General features: G+C 38.7%; 11 protein-coding genes. 6 read left to right on the plus strand and 5 right to left on the minus strand.

The window, feature by feature from the left end; translation table 11 throughout:
* The first annotated feature begins 101 nt into the window (after positions 1-101).
* From nirB to EL17_RS16780, 4 genes are all read left to right on the plus strand, one after another.
* A complete protein-coding gene (nirB, locus tag EL17_RS16765; RefSeq protein WP_035077585.1) occupies positions 102-2603 on the plus strand; it encodes a nitrite reductase large subunit NirB in 2502 nt (833 codons plus the stop codon).
* Positions 2604-2848: 245 nt separating this feature from the next.
* Entirely contained in the window at positions 2849-3232 is a 384-nt protein-coding gene (gene nirD / locus EL17_RS16770; RefSeq protein WP_035076712.1) for a nitrite reductase small subunit NirD, read from the plus strand.
* 201 nt (positions 3233-3433) lie between these two features.
* Complete coding sequence (locus tag EL17_RS16775) at positions 3434-5251, plus strand: ATP-binding protein (protein WP_035076714.1); 1818 nt, start codon at positions 3434-3436, stop codon at positions 5249-5251.
* Between the two features lie 14 nt (positions 5252-5265).
* Positions 5266-5925 (plus strand): response regulator transcription factor, encoded by a 660-nt coding sequence (locus EL17_RS16780; RefSeq protein WP_035076717.1) that lies wholly within the window; start codon positions 5266-5268, stop codon positions 5923-5925.
* A gap of 260 nt (positions 5926-6185) precedes the next feature.
* On the opposite strand, the gene EL17_RS16785 is transcribed toward EL17_RS16780, so the two are convergent.
* The 4 genes from EL17_RS16785 to EL17_RS16800 all read right to left on the minus strand — a co-directional run bounded on the left by EL17_RS16785 (position 6186) and on the right by EL17_RS16800 (position 10876).
* Positions 6186-7082 (minus strand): SDR family oxidoreductase, encoded by an 897-nt coding sequence (locus tag EL17_RS16785; protein WP_035076719.1) that lies wholly within the window; start codon positions 7080-7082, stop codon positions 6186-6188.
* Between the two features lie 424 nt (positions 7083-7506).
* Positions 7507-8271, minus strand: a complete 765-nt coding sequence (locus EL17_RS16790; RefSeq protein ID WP_035076722.1) for a hypothetical protein — start codon at positions 8269-8271, stop codon at positions 7507-7509.
* A 198-nt stretch (positions 8272-8469) separates the two neighbouring features.
* Positions 8470-9066: a hypothetical protein gene (locus EL17_RS16795; protein WP_164675130.1), complete on the minus strand. Its 597-nt coding sequence runs from the start codon at positions 9064-9066 to the stop codon at positions 8470-8472.
* A gap of 1135 nt (positions 9067-10201) precedes the next feature.
* Positions 10202-10876 carry a hypothetical protein gene (locus EL17_RS16800; RefSeq protein WP_035076726.1) on the minus strand — a complete coding sequence of 225 codons (675 nt, stop codon included), beginning with the start codon at positions 10874-10876 and terminating at the stop codon, positions 10202-10204.
* Between the two features lie 460 nt (positions 10877-11336).
* Between EL17_RS16800 and EL17_RS16805 the strand changes: the two genes are divergently transcribed.
* Positions 11337-13691, plus strand: coding sequence for a penicillin acylase family protein (locus EL17_RS16805; RefSeq protein WP_051720070.1), 2355 nt, complete (start codon positions 11337-11339; stop codon positions 13689-13691).
* 47 nt (positions 13692-13738) lie between these two features.
* Here the strand turns inward: EL17_RS16805 and EL17_RS16810 are convergent, their stop codons facing one another.
* Positions 13739-14503 carry an Ig-like domain-containing protein gene (locus EL17_RS16810; RefSeq protein WP_084166251.1) on the minus strand — a complete coding sequence of 255 codons (765 nt, stop codon included), beginning with the start codon at positions 14501-14503 and terminating at the stop codon, positions 13739-13741.
* A 178-nt stretch (positions 14504-14681) separates the two neighbouring features.
* Here EL17_RS16810 and EL17_RS16815 point away from each other — a divergent pair, with 178 nt between their 5' ends.
* On the plus strand, positions 14682-15254 hold the full coding sequence (locus EL17_RS16815; protein WP_035076733.1) for a sugar O-acetyltransferase: 573 nt from the start codon (positions 14682-14684) through the stop codon (positions 15252-15254).
* Positions 15255-15299 lie beyond the last annotated feature (45 nt).

The following is a 15299-nucleotide window of genomic DNA, read 5'->3' on the forward strand; positions in this document are numbered from 1 at the left end:
AAAATACGTATTTATAATTTAAATATTTTATATTTGAATCACCAGTAGATTATAATTAAGAAGAATTACTTAATCAATGAATGTCTAAATCGGGAAATGATATGAAAAAAATAGTTGTGATCGGAAATGGAATGGTGGGATATAAGTTTTGTGAAAAGCTTAGGGCAGCAGAGGGCAACGAAATTTTTGATGTGACGGTATTTGGTGAAGAACCTTGGCCTGCTTATGATCGGGTGCATCTCAGTTCTTATTTTTCAGGAGCTAATGCAGATACACTTATGATGGCTCCCCGATCATGGTATCATGAGCATGATATAGATTTGAGGACTAATGAACTGATTATAAAAATAGATAGAATCGGTAAAACTGTCCATAGCCATACGGGCAATAGTATTGCTTACGATTTCCTGATTTTAGCTACTGGTTCCGGTGCATTTGTACCTACTATCAGTGGCGTGGATAAAAAAGGGGTTTTTGTCTATCGGACATTAGAAGATCTGGATGCCATCATAGCGTATGGCCAAAAAGTAAAGTCTGCCGCAGTCATGGGAGGTGGTTTATTAGGTCTGGAAGCGGCCAAAGCAGTCTATGATATGGGTCTGAAGACACATGTGGTGGAATTTGCGCCTCGGCTTATGCCCAGGCAGCTTGATGAAAATGCGGCAGCATTGCTGAAATCTAAGATAGAAGACCTGGGCATTGGCGTTCATCTTTCCAAAAATACCAGGGAAATATCCGGAAACGGTAAACTCACTGGGTTGGAGTTTGCCGATGGCACCAAACTGGATGTAGAGATGCTTGTGATTTCTGCCGGTATCAAGCCCAGGGATGAACTGGCCAGAGATTGTCAGCTGGAGACAAATGTGAGGGGCGGCATAGTGATAAATGAATTCATGCAGACCACTGATCCTTCTATATATGCTATAGGTGAGGCGGCTGCTTATAAGGAATTGGTTTATGGACTGGTGGCCCCCGGATATGAAATGGCCACACAGGTAGTCAATCAATTGGTGGGTAAGGAAGTGAAACCATTTATGGGTTTTGATATGTCCACCAAACTGAAGCTGATCGGTGTAGAAGTAGGAAGCTTTGGTGATCCTTTTGGAGACATAGAGCCCTGTAAGTCGATAGTCTTTGAAGACAAGGTCAAAGGGCTATATAAGCGGATCAACATTTCTAAAGATGGTAAAAAACTTCTTGGAGGTATTCTTATAGGTGATACTTCAGCGTATAATATGCTATTGCAGATGGTACAGAATCACATGCCGCTGCCTCCTGAACCTGAAGATCTGATACTGGGAAGCAGAGGAGGCAAAGAGCCTTCAGGTGCTGGTATAGCTGCGCTGCCTGAAGGTGCTCAAATATGTTCTTGCGAAAACATTACAAAGTCAGACATATGTAAAGCGATCACTGAAGGTGGAATCGAAGATATATCTGCATTAAAATCCTGTACCAAAGCAGGTGCAGGATGTGGAGGCTGTGTGCCGATGGTTCAGGATCTTTTAAACCATGAGCTGAAAAACCTGGGAAAGAAAGTCAAAAATGTAATATGTGAACATTTTGACTATACCCGCCAAGAACTGTTGGATATCATAAAAATCAAAGAAATAAAATCCTATAACAGGCTATTGGATGAAGTAGGGCATGGAGACGGCTGCGAAAAATGCAAGCCCGCGGTAGCTTCTATTCTAGCCAGTACCTGGAATGAATTAGTGGTAAAACAGGATACCATTCAGGATACCAATGATAGGTACCTGGCCAATATCCAAAAAGGGGGCAGCTACTCGGTAGTTCCCAGGATACCGGGCGGAGAAATTACTCCAGATAAAATCATCGTAATAGGACAGGTGGCCAAAAAATATGGATTGTACACCAAAATAACGGGTGGTCAGCGGATAGATTTATTTGGAGCCAGGGTGGATCAGTTGCCAGATATATGGGAGGAGCTGATAGATGCCGGATTTGAGAGCGGACATGCCTATGGTAAATCGCTTCGTACAGTCAAAAGCTGCGTAGGATCCACATGGTGCAGGTTTGGTGTTCAAGATGCTGTATCCTATGCCATTCGTGTAGAGGAACGCTATAGAGGGCTACGCTCACCTCATAAACTGAAAGGAGCTGTGTCTGGCTGTACCCGTGAATGTGCTGAGGCGCAAAGCAAAGATTTTGGCATTATAGCTACCGAAAAAGGATGGAACCTTTATGTCTGCGGAAACGGAGGGTCTAAGCCACAGCACGCCCAGCTGCTGATCAATGATATAGACAGTGAAACCTGTATCAAATACATAGACCGTTTTCTGATGTTTTATATTAAAACAGCCGAACCGCTTAACCGTACTGCCACCTGGCTGAATAAACTAGAAGGCGGACTGGATTACCTTAGGGATGTGGTGGTAAATGATTGTCTGGGAATAGGGGAGGAACTGGAACGGGAAATGGATTTTATGGTAGATACTTATGCATGCGAATGGAAGGAAGTAGTCAATAACCCAGTGCTACGGGCTAAATTTAAACATTTCGTTAATACAGAAGAAAATGATCCTGCTATGGCATTTCAACCTTTACGAGGCCAAAAAATCCCCGTCGAATGGCACGGTCAATAAATTTACTATTATAGGAGCGATGGTTTTATTGATATAAGAAACACTGAAATTATCTATAGGCATATCGTCTCCGAAATATAGCGGGTTGCAGTCCTTGGAATAAAACAATAAATTAATGATAAACCCTATTTACTAGCGATGCTTCTATCTGATCTTTATTAAAGAGAATTGAAGCAGAAGCAATATTTCCAATTAGCAATAACCCAAAATACCTATTCATTAACCATTTTAACCACTCATGAACCATGATGACAGAATTGGAAAAATATAAAAAAGTAGAGGCGGAAGATGTAACTTTTTGGTACCGTGCAGCCACTGTTGGGGCATTTCCAGAAGACGGGGGGGCATGTGTAAAATATAAGGATCTTCAGATTGCCGTTTTTAATTTTACCAGAAGGGGAGAATGGTACGCCTGCCAAAATTTATGCCCCCATAAAATGCAGATGATTCTTTCCCGTGGAATGATAGGAAGTACAGGGGAAGAGCCGAAAGTAGCCTGCCCATTTCATAAAAAAACATTTTCACTCAAGACAGGGAAAAATATAAACGGCGACACCTGCGATATCACTACCTATCCTGTAAAAATAGAAGAAGGGTTTGTTTACATAGGTTTTAATGAAGTGTTCTAATTAAGGAGTAAATAATCATTTATTTAAATGATTATGGTGGCAAACTAGTTAAAACAATATAGCATCTCATCACTGCATAAAGTTTTAGATTTTGAAACTGGTCTTATTGTATTGAAAACCTGCCGTGGGATTTCTTTTTTATAATCGTTTTTTAATGATAAATAAGTACAAATACGTATCTTTAGGTGCGATTGACTACTTATGGATCTGGAAAAAAGTGATTTTGGTGCCAAAAAATTTGAACGTTTAGGGCTTAGGTATATCCTGGCTCTTTCTGCTATTGCCACCACCATTATCATCAGTCAGATCATACTTCAGTTTAATATCTCCCAACAAGAGGATGATTCCATAGAAGTAAATCTTTCAGGAAGGCAGAGAATGCTGAGCCAGCGGATCAGTAAGGCAGCCGTATTGATAGGTAAACTCCAACCTGATGAACGGGCCCCCTATTTGGCAGAATTAAAACTCAGTCTTTTAGAATGGGAGCAAGCCCATGCTGGCCTTCAAAATGGGGATCCTACATTAGGCGTCTCTGGAAATAATAGTCCTTTGGTCAGCTCTATGTTTAAAGAAATTGCTCCTTATTTCTCAGAAATTGTATTGGGATCGAGAAGTTTGATTTCCATAGCTGAGGCAGAAGATACAACAGAAGAGGCACTGGTTCTGGCCATTGATAGGATACTGGCCCACGAATCCCAATTTTTGGCTGGTATGGACAGAATAGTTTTTCAATATGATAAGGAGGCCCAAATAAAGATTAACAGACTCAGGCGAATAGAAATTGGGTTGTTGGCATTTGCCCTGTTCCTGATTTTTTTGGAAGTGAGGTTTATATTCATACCATCCGCCAAAATGGTGAAAAAGAACACCCAATATTTACAGAATGAGGAAATAAAAGCCAAAAAAATGGCTTTGGAAATCAGTGCCCTTTATGAATCTCTAGAACAATCATTTCAAAATTTAGCCGAAATAGAAATAGAATTAGGAGAATTTACAGTTTTTGCTAAATGCTCTCCGAACGGTACGTTTCATTATTTTTCCGATAAATTTATGGAAATAATGGCCTTTGGAAAGGATTCTCCAGTTAATATTTTTGATTGGCTGGGGGGGCAGGGGTATGAGTCTACTTTTTTGGGTCAGATCCATATGAATGTTCAAAAGGGGCAGACTTGGAAAGGTGATTTGAAGCTTACTAATAATGAGGGAGATTTTGTTTGGATCAAGCTTCATCTGATACCTATACTGGATGTAAACCGACAGGTACATGAGCTAATGTTGGTGAGCGTGGATGAATCCGAGATCATGGAGGCACAGTACCGGTCACAGGAGCTGCATGAAGAAAGGATGGAGAAAAAATTGAAAGAACAGCAGTTCCGCTCTGCACTTATATTGGAAGGCCAGGAGGAGGAAAGGCGTAGGATATCCAGAGACATGCATGACGGCATTGGTCAATACCTCACGGCGCTTAAATATAACCTGGAGGGCATTTCAGCTGTCAAAGCCAAATCCGAAAAGGATAGATTGGAAAATGCTAAAAAATTACTGCAGGATATAATTAAGGAAGTACGGAGAATATCTTTCAATTTAACGCCTGTTGCTTTATCAGATTATGGGATTGTGTCCGTATTGAAAAAATTTGGGGAGGAAATGAGTAAAATTTCCAAAATTCCAGTTTATTTCGAAAACATAACCGGTTTTCATGCCAGATTGGAGGCAAAGATTGAAAATAATCTTTACCGAATAGTCCAGGAAGCAGTAAATAATGCCATTAAGTATTCAGAAGCCAAAGAAATTAAAATTCTGCTGTCTCATAATGACCAGTTTCTACACCTAGAGATCAGAGATGATGGTGTTGGATTTGATTATGAAGCACTGGACCGACAGGGCTATTTTACAGCTACTGGACATGGTATTTTTAATATTAAAGAAAGGGTTAATTTTATCCAAGGGGTAGTACAAGTGGATACAGCTCCGGGTCAAGGTACTGCCATTAAGATTGATCTGCCATTAGACACATAAACCCAACAAAATAAATGGAAGATATAAAAGTAGTATTAGCTGATGATCATGTGGTGGTCAGAAACGGTATCAAGATGTTGCTTGAAAGTGCAGGAGAGATTAAGGTAATAGGGGAAGCTTCCAACGGGCAGGAGGCGCTAGATGTAGTCAGAGAGCTTCAGCCTGATGTACTTATAGTCGATATACGGATGCCGATTATGAATGGTCTGGAAGCTACGAGTCAACTGGGCTCTTATTCTGTCAAAACTAAAGCCCTGATTCTATCTATGCACAATGATGAAGAATATGTCCTACAGGCTATGGATTCAGGTGCTGCGGGTTACTTATTAAAAGATACGAGCAAAGAAGAATTTATTAAAGCCATCCATAGTGTTCATCAAGGAGGAAAATATTTTAGCGGAGACATCAGTAATATTTTAGTAAATTCATATCTTAATGTCAAAAGTAATAAGAATAGCAAATCTTCAGATATTACTAAGCAATACGACCTTACCAAAAGAGAAAAAGAAATCCTTGAATTGATCATAGTAGGAATTAACAATAAAGAAATAGCGGATAAACTTGGAAAAAGTGTCCGGACCATAGAAACCCACCGCTTTAATATCATGAAAAAGCTCAATGTAAATAATGTGGTGGAATTGATCAAAAAGGTAGAAGAAGCATCCATTCTTTAATTTGCAATAATTGACTCATGGATAAGACAGCTCAAAGATAATTTTACGATATAAGTATTAAATCGGTTGATAAAAAATAATGCCTATATCGGGAAGGTACTTATCGATATTGTCATAAACGATTTAACGGTATTACGACCATTTGATTCTAGTTTAACAGAAAGCTAGCCCAACGAATATATACTTTAATATTTTAAAGATGAATATTAAAAAGCCCTTTTACGATATGCAAAAGGGCTTTGTTTGATGGATTTTACCCATTATATAGTAGGTGTGCCACCAGTTACCTGAATGGTAGCTCCAGTCATATAGCTAGATCCCTCCGAAGCTAGCAAAACATATGATGCAGATAGTTCTACAGGCTGGCCGGCACGTTTCATAGGTGTGCTTTTTCCAAATTCCTTCACCTTATCTTCAGGCATAGTGGCAGGAATGAGCGGTGTCCAGATAGGTCCAGGAGCGACACAGTTTACACGTATGCCATCTTCAGCTAGTAACTGCGCCAAAGAAGAGGTGAAATTTTGGATTGCCCCTTTTGTGGCGGCATAAGCTAAAAGGATAGGCTTGGGGTTATAGGCATTTACTGAAGTGGTATTGATGATGGTGCTTCCAGGCTTCATGTGCGGTTTAGCTGCTTTGCAAAGGTAGAACATCGCATGTATATTAGTTTTAAAAGTGTAATCCCATTCATCACTTGGGATTTCTTCCAGAGACTCTCTAGCCATCTGGAAGGCGGCATTATTGACCAATATATCTACCTGTCCAAATTCATCTACGGCCATTTGGACTATTCTTTTACAATGGTTTTCGTCGCTGATATCACCTTTTACAAGGACTGCCTTTTGGCCGGCATCTTCTATATATTTGGCAGTTTCTTTGGCGTCCTCCACTTCTTCTAAAAAGGAAATCAGCACGTCTGCTCCTTCTCTTGCAAAAGCAATCGCCACAGCCCTTCCTATCCCTGAATCACCTCCGGTTATGATGGCTTTTTTTCCTATAAGTTTTCCAGAGCCTTTATAACTTTCCTCTCCATGATCCGCCGCTGGATGGAGTCTGCTTTCCAGTCCAGGTTCATCTTGAGGGTCTGCAGGATAGGGAGGTGTGTCATATTTTTTCTGAGGATCCTGCATGTTGTTGTTATCATCTATTGGTGTCATGGGTGTTGTGGTTTAGTATAGTATTATATTTAAAGTAAAAAAAACTTTGTTACCACCAACTTTGCAATGTACGTACCAATATTAAATTAATTGATAAAAATGAAGGAAGTAAAAAGTGATAATAGCTTAGTTCCGCTATCAATAAAATACATTATTAAAAATGGGGTATGAAAATTATCTGGGGAAGTATAATTTGGGAATATACTGCCACGGATTGATTTAAAAATGTTGCAATTTATAGCATTAGTGTGCTTAGAACAAAGGCTTATCACCTTCCATGTCATGTTCCTGATAGCAATAAGAAATAATAGAGTATCTTTTTTATTAAATATGAGACTTCTTGCTCGCAGGCTGAAGACAATCCAGGTATGTAAGCCGATGGTTGGGCAAAAGATACAAGATAGGACTTAAGAATTATTCACATCTATTTTGGCAGCGATACCACTATCCCAAAGTGCATAATAGGCCTATCAAAGATAGTGCTGATACCATATTCTTTTACATTCAGCTGTCTATAAAGGACAGAAGTGCCCAGGGTAGGGGCAATACGCTTGCCTTCAGAAATGGAATAGTTTTCATATTGGAGCAGATTGATCCCCGTGAGTAAATTTATTCTGGGACTGATGGCATAGGAAACACTGAAATCCAATCCCCCGAAAAAATTTCGCTCTTTTAGCGTTTGGTTTTCTATATCTCCAGTCCTTACTCCGAAATTAAGACCGTTTGTAAAACAACCTGCACACTGATAGTCCTGGAGGGTCATGGTATAACTGCCCTCTCCCCACTCATATACCCCATATAAACTCGCCTGAAGTTGAATTCTTTTATGGATCTGAAAAAACCGTGTCATAAATGCACCTGTCCCCAAGAGACTATTTTTAACACTGTATTGGTAAGAAAAAGAGGAAGATGGGTTTTCGAGAAGATAAGTGACCGGTTCATTATAGTTATAATGTCTATAATTTAATATTAAACCCAAAGCGGTATGGCTATTCACCATTTTACCTATCCTGTTTCTCCATTCTAAATTAGAATGCTCACGGGAGTTTGGAAGGATTCGGTTTTCTCCTGTCCTGGAATAGGGGGAAAATTCTGAAAACAATACCCATTGGGATTCAGATGTCTGGCCACTGACATTAATTACAGGCCAAAGCCAGATAAAAAGTATGACAAATAAATGTTTTTTCATATGATAGAACGGAATCGATGTTCCGTTATAATATAAGACGCTAATTATTGCAAATATGCGACAATTAGATTGAATGAGGCAATTTTAATTTTTACTGTATAAAAAAAAAATCCCCTTCAGCTTGGCTGAAGGGGATCTAAAAATCAACTTTTCATCCCTTAGTAAAGTTAAAATTGGTTTCATGAAGTGGATGGAGTTTTAGTTGACAACAGAGATAAGATTAGAAAATCCTTCGTCCGTTTTGACCTTAAACTCTATCTGACTTTTGTACTTTGAATTCTGTATGGTGTATATTTTATGGATCCCAAGTGCATTTTCAAACTTCTCTACATGCAAAAGGTTTCCGTCTTCATAGATATAAACTTCCATATCTGAGGGATTGGCAGCACTTACGAGCAGCTTATATTGGTTTTCGCCTACCAATCTCACCCTAGTAGCAACCAATTTACCTGTAGAGGCTGGGTTAAGATCTATTTCCATACTTTCCACTTCTTTTCCTTTAGTATCATAAAGGGCTATTTGGTATTTACCGGCATCCATTTGACTGAAATCATATTTTTTGGTAAATGGATTCTTTTTAGAGATGCGGTCATTTGCCACCACAGCATTTTTATCATTATATATTTTTATATATAACAAGCCCTCAGGGTTTGCCCTATGCACTAGCTGTACTTTATCCGGTCCAGCTAATTTTAATTCGATTGGTTTACGTTCTACAACACTGGTGTCGTTTGATGCTGCCATCACGTTGATAGAAACGCCCAAGAATACGATCATTAAGTTCATTAATTTCATAGTTTCTTCTTTTTTTGTTTCAATAATGATTTTTAAGTATAAGACCTCTTATTTTATTATTTATCAGAGGAATATTTTGGGCGGGATGAATTATTGATCTTTAATTCATTACAAATGTAAAAATAGGGTTTGTTCTTTGCAAATATTTCAACCAAATATATTTATTCTTAATGATTTGGTAATACGGATTGAAAACGTTTGCGATTTGTGCAAACGAAACCACAAACGTTTGTAACTGCATTTTTAGCACTGTGTAGTTCAAAAATTTTTTTTATTATTTTTTAAGTAAAACCAATTTTTTTCCATAAGTGAGATGAATTTATATGTTTTTACCTTTAAATTCTTCTGTTTAGGTGGACATCAGCTTTATTACATTATTAGAAAAAGTTTAGAAATTCACCAAATCTATGGTGTCGATTTTAAAAGTCTATACCCAGCCATGGTTTCATGGAGAAAATTATCAGTTTGAATTTACTTATATTGATATAGGTAGATAGATGTAAAAGTGATATATGATTGGCTTAAAATTTTGGTATGGGTATAAGCGTAGATAATAAATATTGAAATAATTATTGGTGACAGTATATTATTACACTTCTATTAAAAAACTGTTAAAAAGCCTAGCCAATCTTTCCTTTCTATTGATTATTTTACAAATAAAAAGTGTTTTGTTTGTGGATACTGTAAATATTTTTGATTTTTATTCAATTATTTTTAATTTAATTTTTAATGTATTACTTTTATCGTATTGAAACGAAGACGTAAAGGTCTTTAATACTGTAGGATGTTGAAACTGGCAGACAAGCCCTCCTGTCTCGGGGGTGGTGATCACAGGATAAAGCAAAATAGCGAGCTCGTATTTTTGTCCAACTGCACCGTGGAGGTTCGAATCCTTCTCCTACAGCAAATAACTTTAACCACTGGCTACGGCCATTATTAAGATAAGATAGACGAAAGGTCTTTCGGTTTGGCAGGAATACTGCCATTTTTTTTAGGATGAAAAATAAGGGATATTATTTCTTATTCTTATACTCTTTAGATTCAAATAGAACTTAAAGCCTATTTACTTTAGGTTCTGGATTAATTATTGCCAATTATGGTAAAAAATTACCCCTTTGTTATATTTGAAATAAAATTAGTCCAGAAAAAAGCTCACTCCAATACTCGGCTGAATCATGCTGAAGGATGATCTTCTAGGAGTAAAAGTTACCTCACCATCAGGTAAATAAGTAGCGTCTTCCTTAGTTAGGTACTCCATGCGGTTGGTATATATATAATTAAGTTTAAATTCCATAAACATATCCTTACCAATGGGGATAAAACATCCTCCCCCTCCCTGATAGGCCAAAGCCCAATCATAGAACTCCGTTCCGGCTACGAAAGCTTCTGAAAAGACAGTTTCTTTAATAGTCACCCCGGTAAATGGGTGATATGCTCCTACCTGTCCTTCCAAAAATGGTTTTACCTTTGTAGGTACTTCCGGTACCAAACGGATTACTCCCATTAGACTTATCAAATTATTGTTTCTCCTGATTCGCATGGTTTGATTATTAGCACCAAGGACATCATCTCTTTTGGAAAAATGGGTTCCATATCGGCTATATCCAAGTTCCAGTCCTACTAGTATAGGGTATTCGGGTAATTGGTACATAGTGAGAAAGCTTAATTCAGGCACAAGCTTATTTCCCACAGTATTCCTGAAATCACTAATAGGTATGCCTCCCTTGGCATTTAACGTACCTATAAATCCCTGAGCGGACAACGTGCCCCAACTTATATACAGGAGCATGACTAAAAAATACTTTTTCATCTGTTTATATTTATTTTAAAAGATCATCCATTATATGGTACCGCTTTCCGGTTTCTTGTCACCAAAGAAAGTGCTCTCCATAATGTTTTAGGTATTCCTGAATGCATGGTTTGTAATACGGGAGAACCGAGAGATAGTTGTTTTTCTATTTGGACTTCTCCTTATACTGTTTTTCCTGATGCCTGAAAGCGTTTTTTGCAGTGTCATGGCCGCACACTTTCCAAAATATAGGGAAGGTTTAGGGCCGAACCTGTTATAAATTTTTTAATAACCCACATTTTTACTGTTTAACCTTTACTACGGATTTTTAAGTGTCAGTTATATTCTGTTAAAATGAATTTGATAGGGTTCGGATTTTACATGGTTTATAATTATTTTCCATAAAAATAAAAAACTGTCCATGAGTACGTTCAAATCAAATACATTATTTTTCTTATTAATTTCGTTCATAACCTTTGGTATGGTGCACATAGCATCTGCACAGGATGTTATAGAAGCGCTTCATGAAGAAGTAGAAGTGATGCGAGATGAATGGGGGATCAACCACATCTTTGCTAAAAATGAACATGACCTTTTCTTTACCCAAGGATATTTGGCCGCAAAGGACAGATTGTTTCAGTTTGAGATCTGGAGGAGACAGGCTACAGGTACATTGGCTGAGATTTTGGGAGATAGGGAGTTAGACCGAGATATCGGAGTAAGGCTTTTTAAATTTAGAGGAACCAAAGAGCGGGAGCTGACCCATTATCACCCCAATGGTGTAGAAATAGTAGATGCTTTCGTAGAAGGAATCAATGCTTATATAGAAGAAGTAAGGAACAAACCAGAAAACCTTCCAATAGAATTTCATTTGCTAAATATCCTACCAGAGCCATGGACCTGGGAAGTGGTGATCTCCAGACATCAAGGTTTGCTGGAAAATGTAAAATTGGAACTGGATTATACCAGATCTATTTATTTATTGGGAGAGGAAAAAGCCAAAGAAATCTTTTATTTCCATCCTTTTGAGCCTGACCTTACTATAGATGAATGTATATCTCGTGAACTTATATTCAAAGACATCATCGCTCCCTATGAAGCTTTCCGGTCACCCCTGATTTTTAGGCCGGAAGATATCATACCATCTGCACAGCGTGAGCAGCATGCTTATCAAGCCGCCAGTACAGAGGAAATGGCAATATTAAAAGATTTTTTAAATTATGAAAGATTTGCAATAGGTAGTAATAACTGGGTAATCAGCGGAGAACTATCACAAAGTGGATATCCGATGATGGCCAATGATCCACATCGAAGACATGCCGTTCCTTCGCTGAGATACTGGGCGCATTTAAATGCTCCTGGGTGGAATGTGATAGGAGCAGGCGAACCGGTTATTCCAGGAATATCTATAGGTCACAATGAGTATGGAGCATGGGGCCTTACCATATTTGAAACAGATAGTGAAGATCTGAGAATATATGATATCAATCCCCAAAATCCGTATCAGTACCGGTATATGGAAGAATGGGTAGATATGAAGGTGATAAATGATACGGTATATGTAAAAGGGCAGGTTGATCCACTATTAATAGATCATTATTATACACATCATGGACCAGTGACATTTATAGACCGGGAATTAAACAAAGCAGTAGCCATACAGGCTGCGTGGCTGGAGGTAGGAGGGGCGCCTTATCTGGCCAGTCTCCGTATGGGACAGGCAGAAGATTGGGAGGGGTTTCGCGAAGCATGTGCTTATAACCATATCCCTGCCGAAAATATGGTATGGGCGGACCATGAAGGGAATATAGGCTGGCAGGCCACTGGAATAGCTCCTATCCGAGCGGGCTTTTCCGGTCTGGTGGCACTTCCGGGGGATGGAAGCAAAGAATGGGGAGGTTTTCTACCTATATTGGACAGGCCCCATGAAGTCAACCCCAGTATTGGATATATTGCTACAGCCAATGAGAATGTAACTGATATTACTTATGCCTATCCCAATACTTTGGGATTTGAATGGGCTGATGCTTTCCGAGGGGACCGGATCAGAGAGGTGCTTTCATCTGGTAAGAAATTCACCTTGGAAGATATGGCTGCGCTACAGAATGATTATCTATCAATACCAGCCAGACAGCTGACGCCTTACCTTGCAAATCTGAATTTTGAGAACCTTAAAGTCCTATCTGCCCAGGAATCCCTTAAAGACTGGGACCATGTCCTGGATAAAAATTCGGTCGCGGCAGCAATATATGTAATGTGGGAAAGGATAGTGAGGGCTAAGGTCTTTGCCTTGACGGTACCAGAGGAGGCGAGACCCTATGTAGGTTCCGCGCAAATGACCAGGGTACTTCAGTGGATAGAAGAAGACCGCATATTTGGGGAGGAGGGAAGAGATGGTGTTTTAAAAGAAAGTTTTGAAGATGCCATTGTGGCATTGGAGGAAAAACTTGGACCGGAAATGAAAGATTGGAGATATGGGCAAGAGGCGTATAAAAAAGCCCATATACGGCATCCTTTAAGCGCTGCAGTATCTTCTGCATACCATGACAAATTAGACGTGGGTCCGGTAGCCCGTGGAGGATATAGTTTTACGCCGAGTGCTAATGCCTATGGTGATAATAATACTACCGGAGCCTCATTTAGAATAATAGTAGATACCGCTGATTGGGAAAGTACCATGGGCATAAACACTCCAGGTCAGAGCGGTGATCCAGAAAGTGAATTTTATAAAAATCTTTTTGAAAAATGGGCCGATGACGACTATTTTAAAGTCAGTTTTGATAAACAAGCCGTAGAAGATAAAGCAATTATAAAAGTGAAATATAGACCTCAATAAAAAGTGGCCGGCGATACGCCTGCCACTGATATAAGCCTTTTTATATATTATTTTGAATGAATCATTTTGTTCAACTTAGGAAGTTTATTGAACTTTCTAAGTTTATCCTTGCGGCTGTCAGGTCCAGTCGAATCCTCGTTTTGAATATAAATGACTAAGAAGCCATCTTCATCCTGTGTAAGTCCCAAAATTACCTCTTCGTTTCCAAAAAATATAAACTCTTCCTCATCACCGAGCAGCTCATACCGTTGGAAAAGGAAATCGATTAAATTTAATAATTCAGCCTCAGTCTGAATATTTAAAAACACATAAGACATATCATATAAGGTATTAGGGAATAGATAAGCTATGCCAATGATGAAGGGATTTTCTCCTCGGAAAACTAAGGAAAGATCATCTTCTCCTAAAAAAGATCTGGTTTCGTTTGTCCTTATAAAAGTTTTATTCTGCCCAAAATTAAATAAAGGTTCCCTATAGAGAAAATTGGTAGGATTTACAGTCACTTCACATTCCGCCGAAAATAAACGGTCTGCTGTCAAGACTGTCACTGTAGTACTCCCCACCCTTAATCCGGTCACCGTGCCGTCGTTACTTACTTCCGCTATTGCAGGATTTGATGTTTCCCATATAAAATCGGAGGGTGAATATCCGTCTCTGATAAAAGTGGCATCTAATCGAAATGTATTTTCAAAATCTATATCGATAGTAGTATGGCTTATCGTTATGTTTTCATCCTGTGGATCTTCTTTTCCGCAGGAAAACATAATCAACGATACCAGTAATATCAGTGAATTAAGGACTGTCTTCGTCATGTCTTTTTTTATGGTGTGAATCAAACTATTAAAAGTAGCTAATAAGCCTGTTTAAAACAATAAATAGTTTTCACGAACTTAACTTTATTTGCCTTTGCTATAATCTGGGTCCGTTAATATTGGAGTATGGGGGATTATTCTGTAAATTATAGTGTAATTTGAACTAGCACAGCAATATATGAAATCCGAAAAAGAAAAAATGCTAAATGGAGAGCTTTATGATCCTTTAGCTCCTGATTTGGTAGATGAAAGAATAAAAACTAGACTTCTGTTAAAAGCGCTGAACGATGGCAGGGAAGATCAGCCTGATGAAAGAACGGGTATAATAAAACAACTGATGCCGAATGCTAAAGAAGATCTTTGGCTCCAGCCTCCTTTTTTCTGTGATTATGGCAGTAACATTTATACAGGTAATAAGGTGTTTTTTAATTTCAACTGTGTTGTGCTGGATGTGATGAAGGTTGATATTGGAGATAGGGCCCTGTTTGGTCCCAATGTTCAGATTTATACTGCCACTCACCCGTTGGATCATCATGAACGAGCTTCTGGATTAGAATATGCAAAGGCTATATCCATAGGAAAAGACGTCTGGATAGGTGGGAGTGCAGTTATTTGTCCAGGGGTATCCATCGGGGACCGTACCATCATAGGTGCAGGAAGTGTGGTTACCAGAGATATCCCTGCAGACGTATTTGCAGCAGGCAATCCCTGTAAAGTAATCAGGAAATTAAATGAGGGAGGAAATTGTTAAAAAAAATATATCCAAATCGTTTCTTGATTATTTGATGTTTTAAAC

Source organism: Anditalea andensis, from assembly GCF_000714815.1.
GTDB classification, from domain to species: domain Bacteria; phylum Bacteroidota; class Bacteroidia; order Cytophagales; family Cyclobacteriaceae; genus Anditalea; species Anditalea andensis.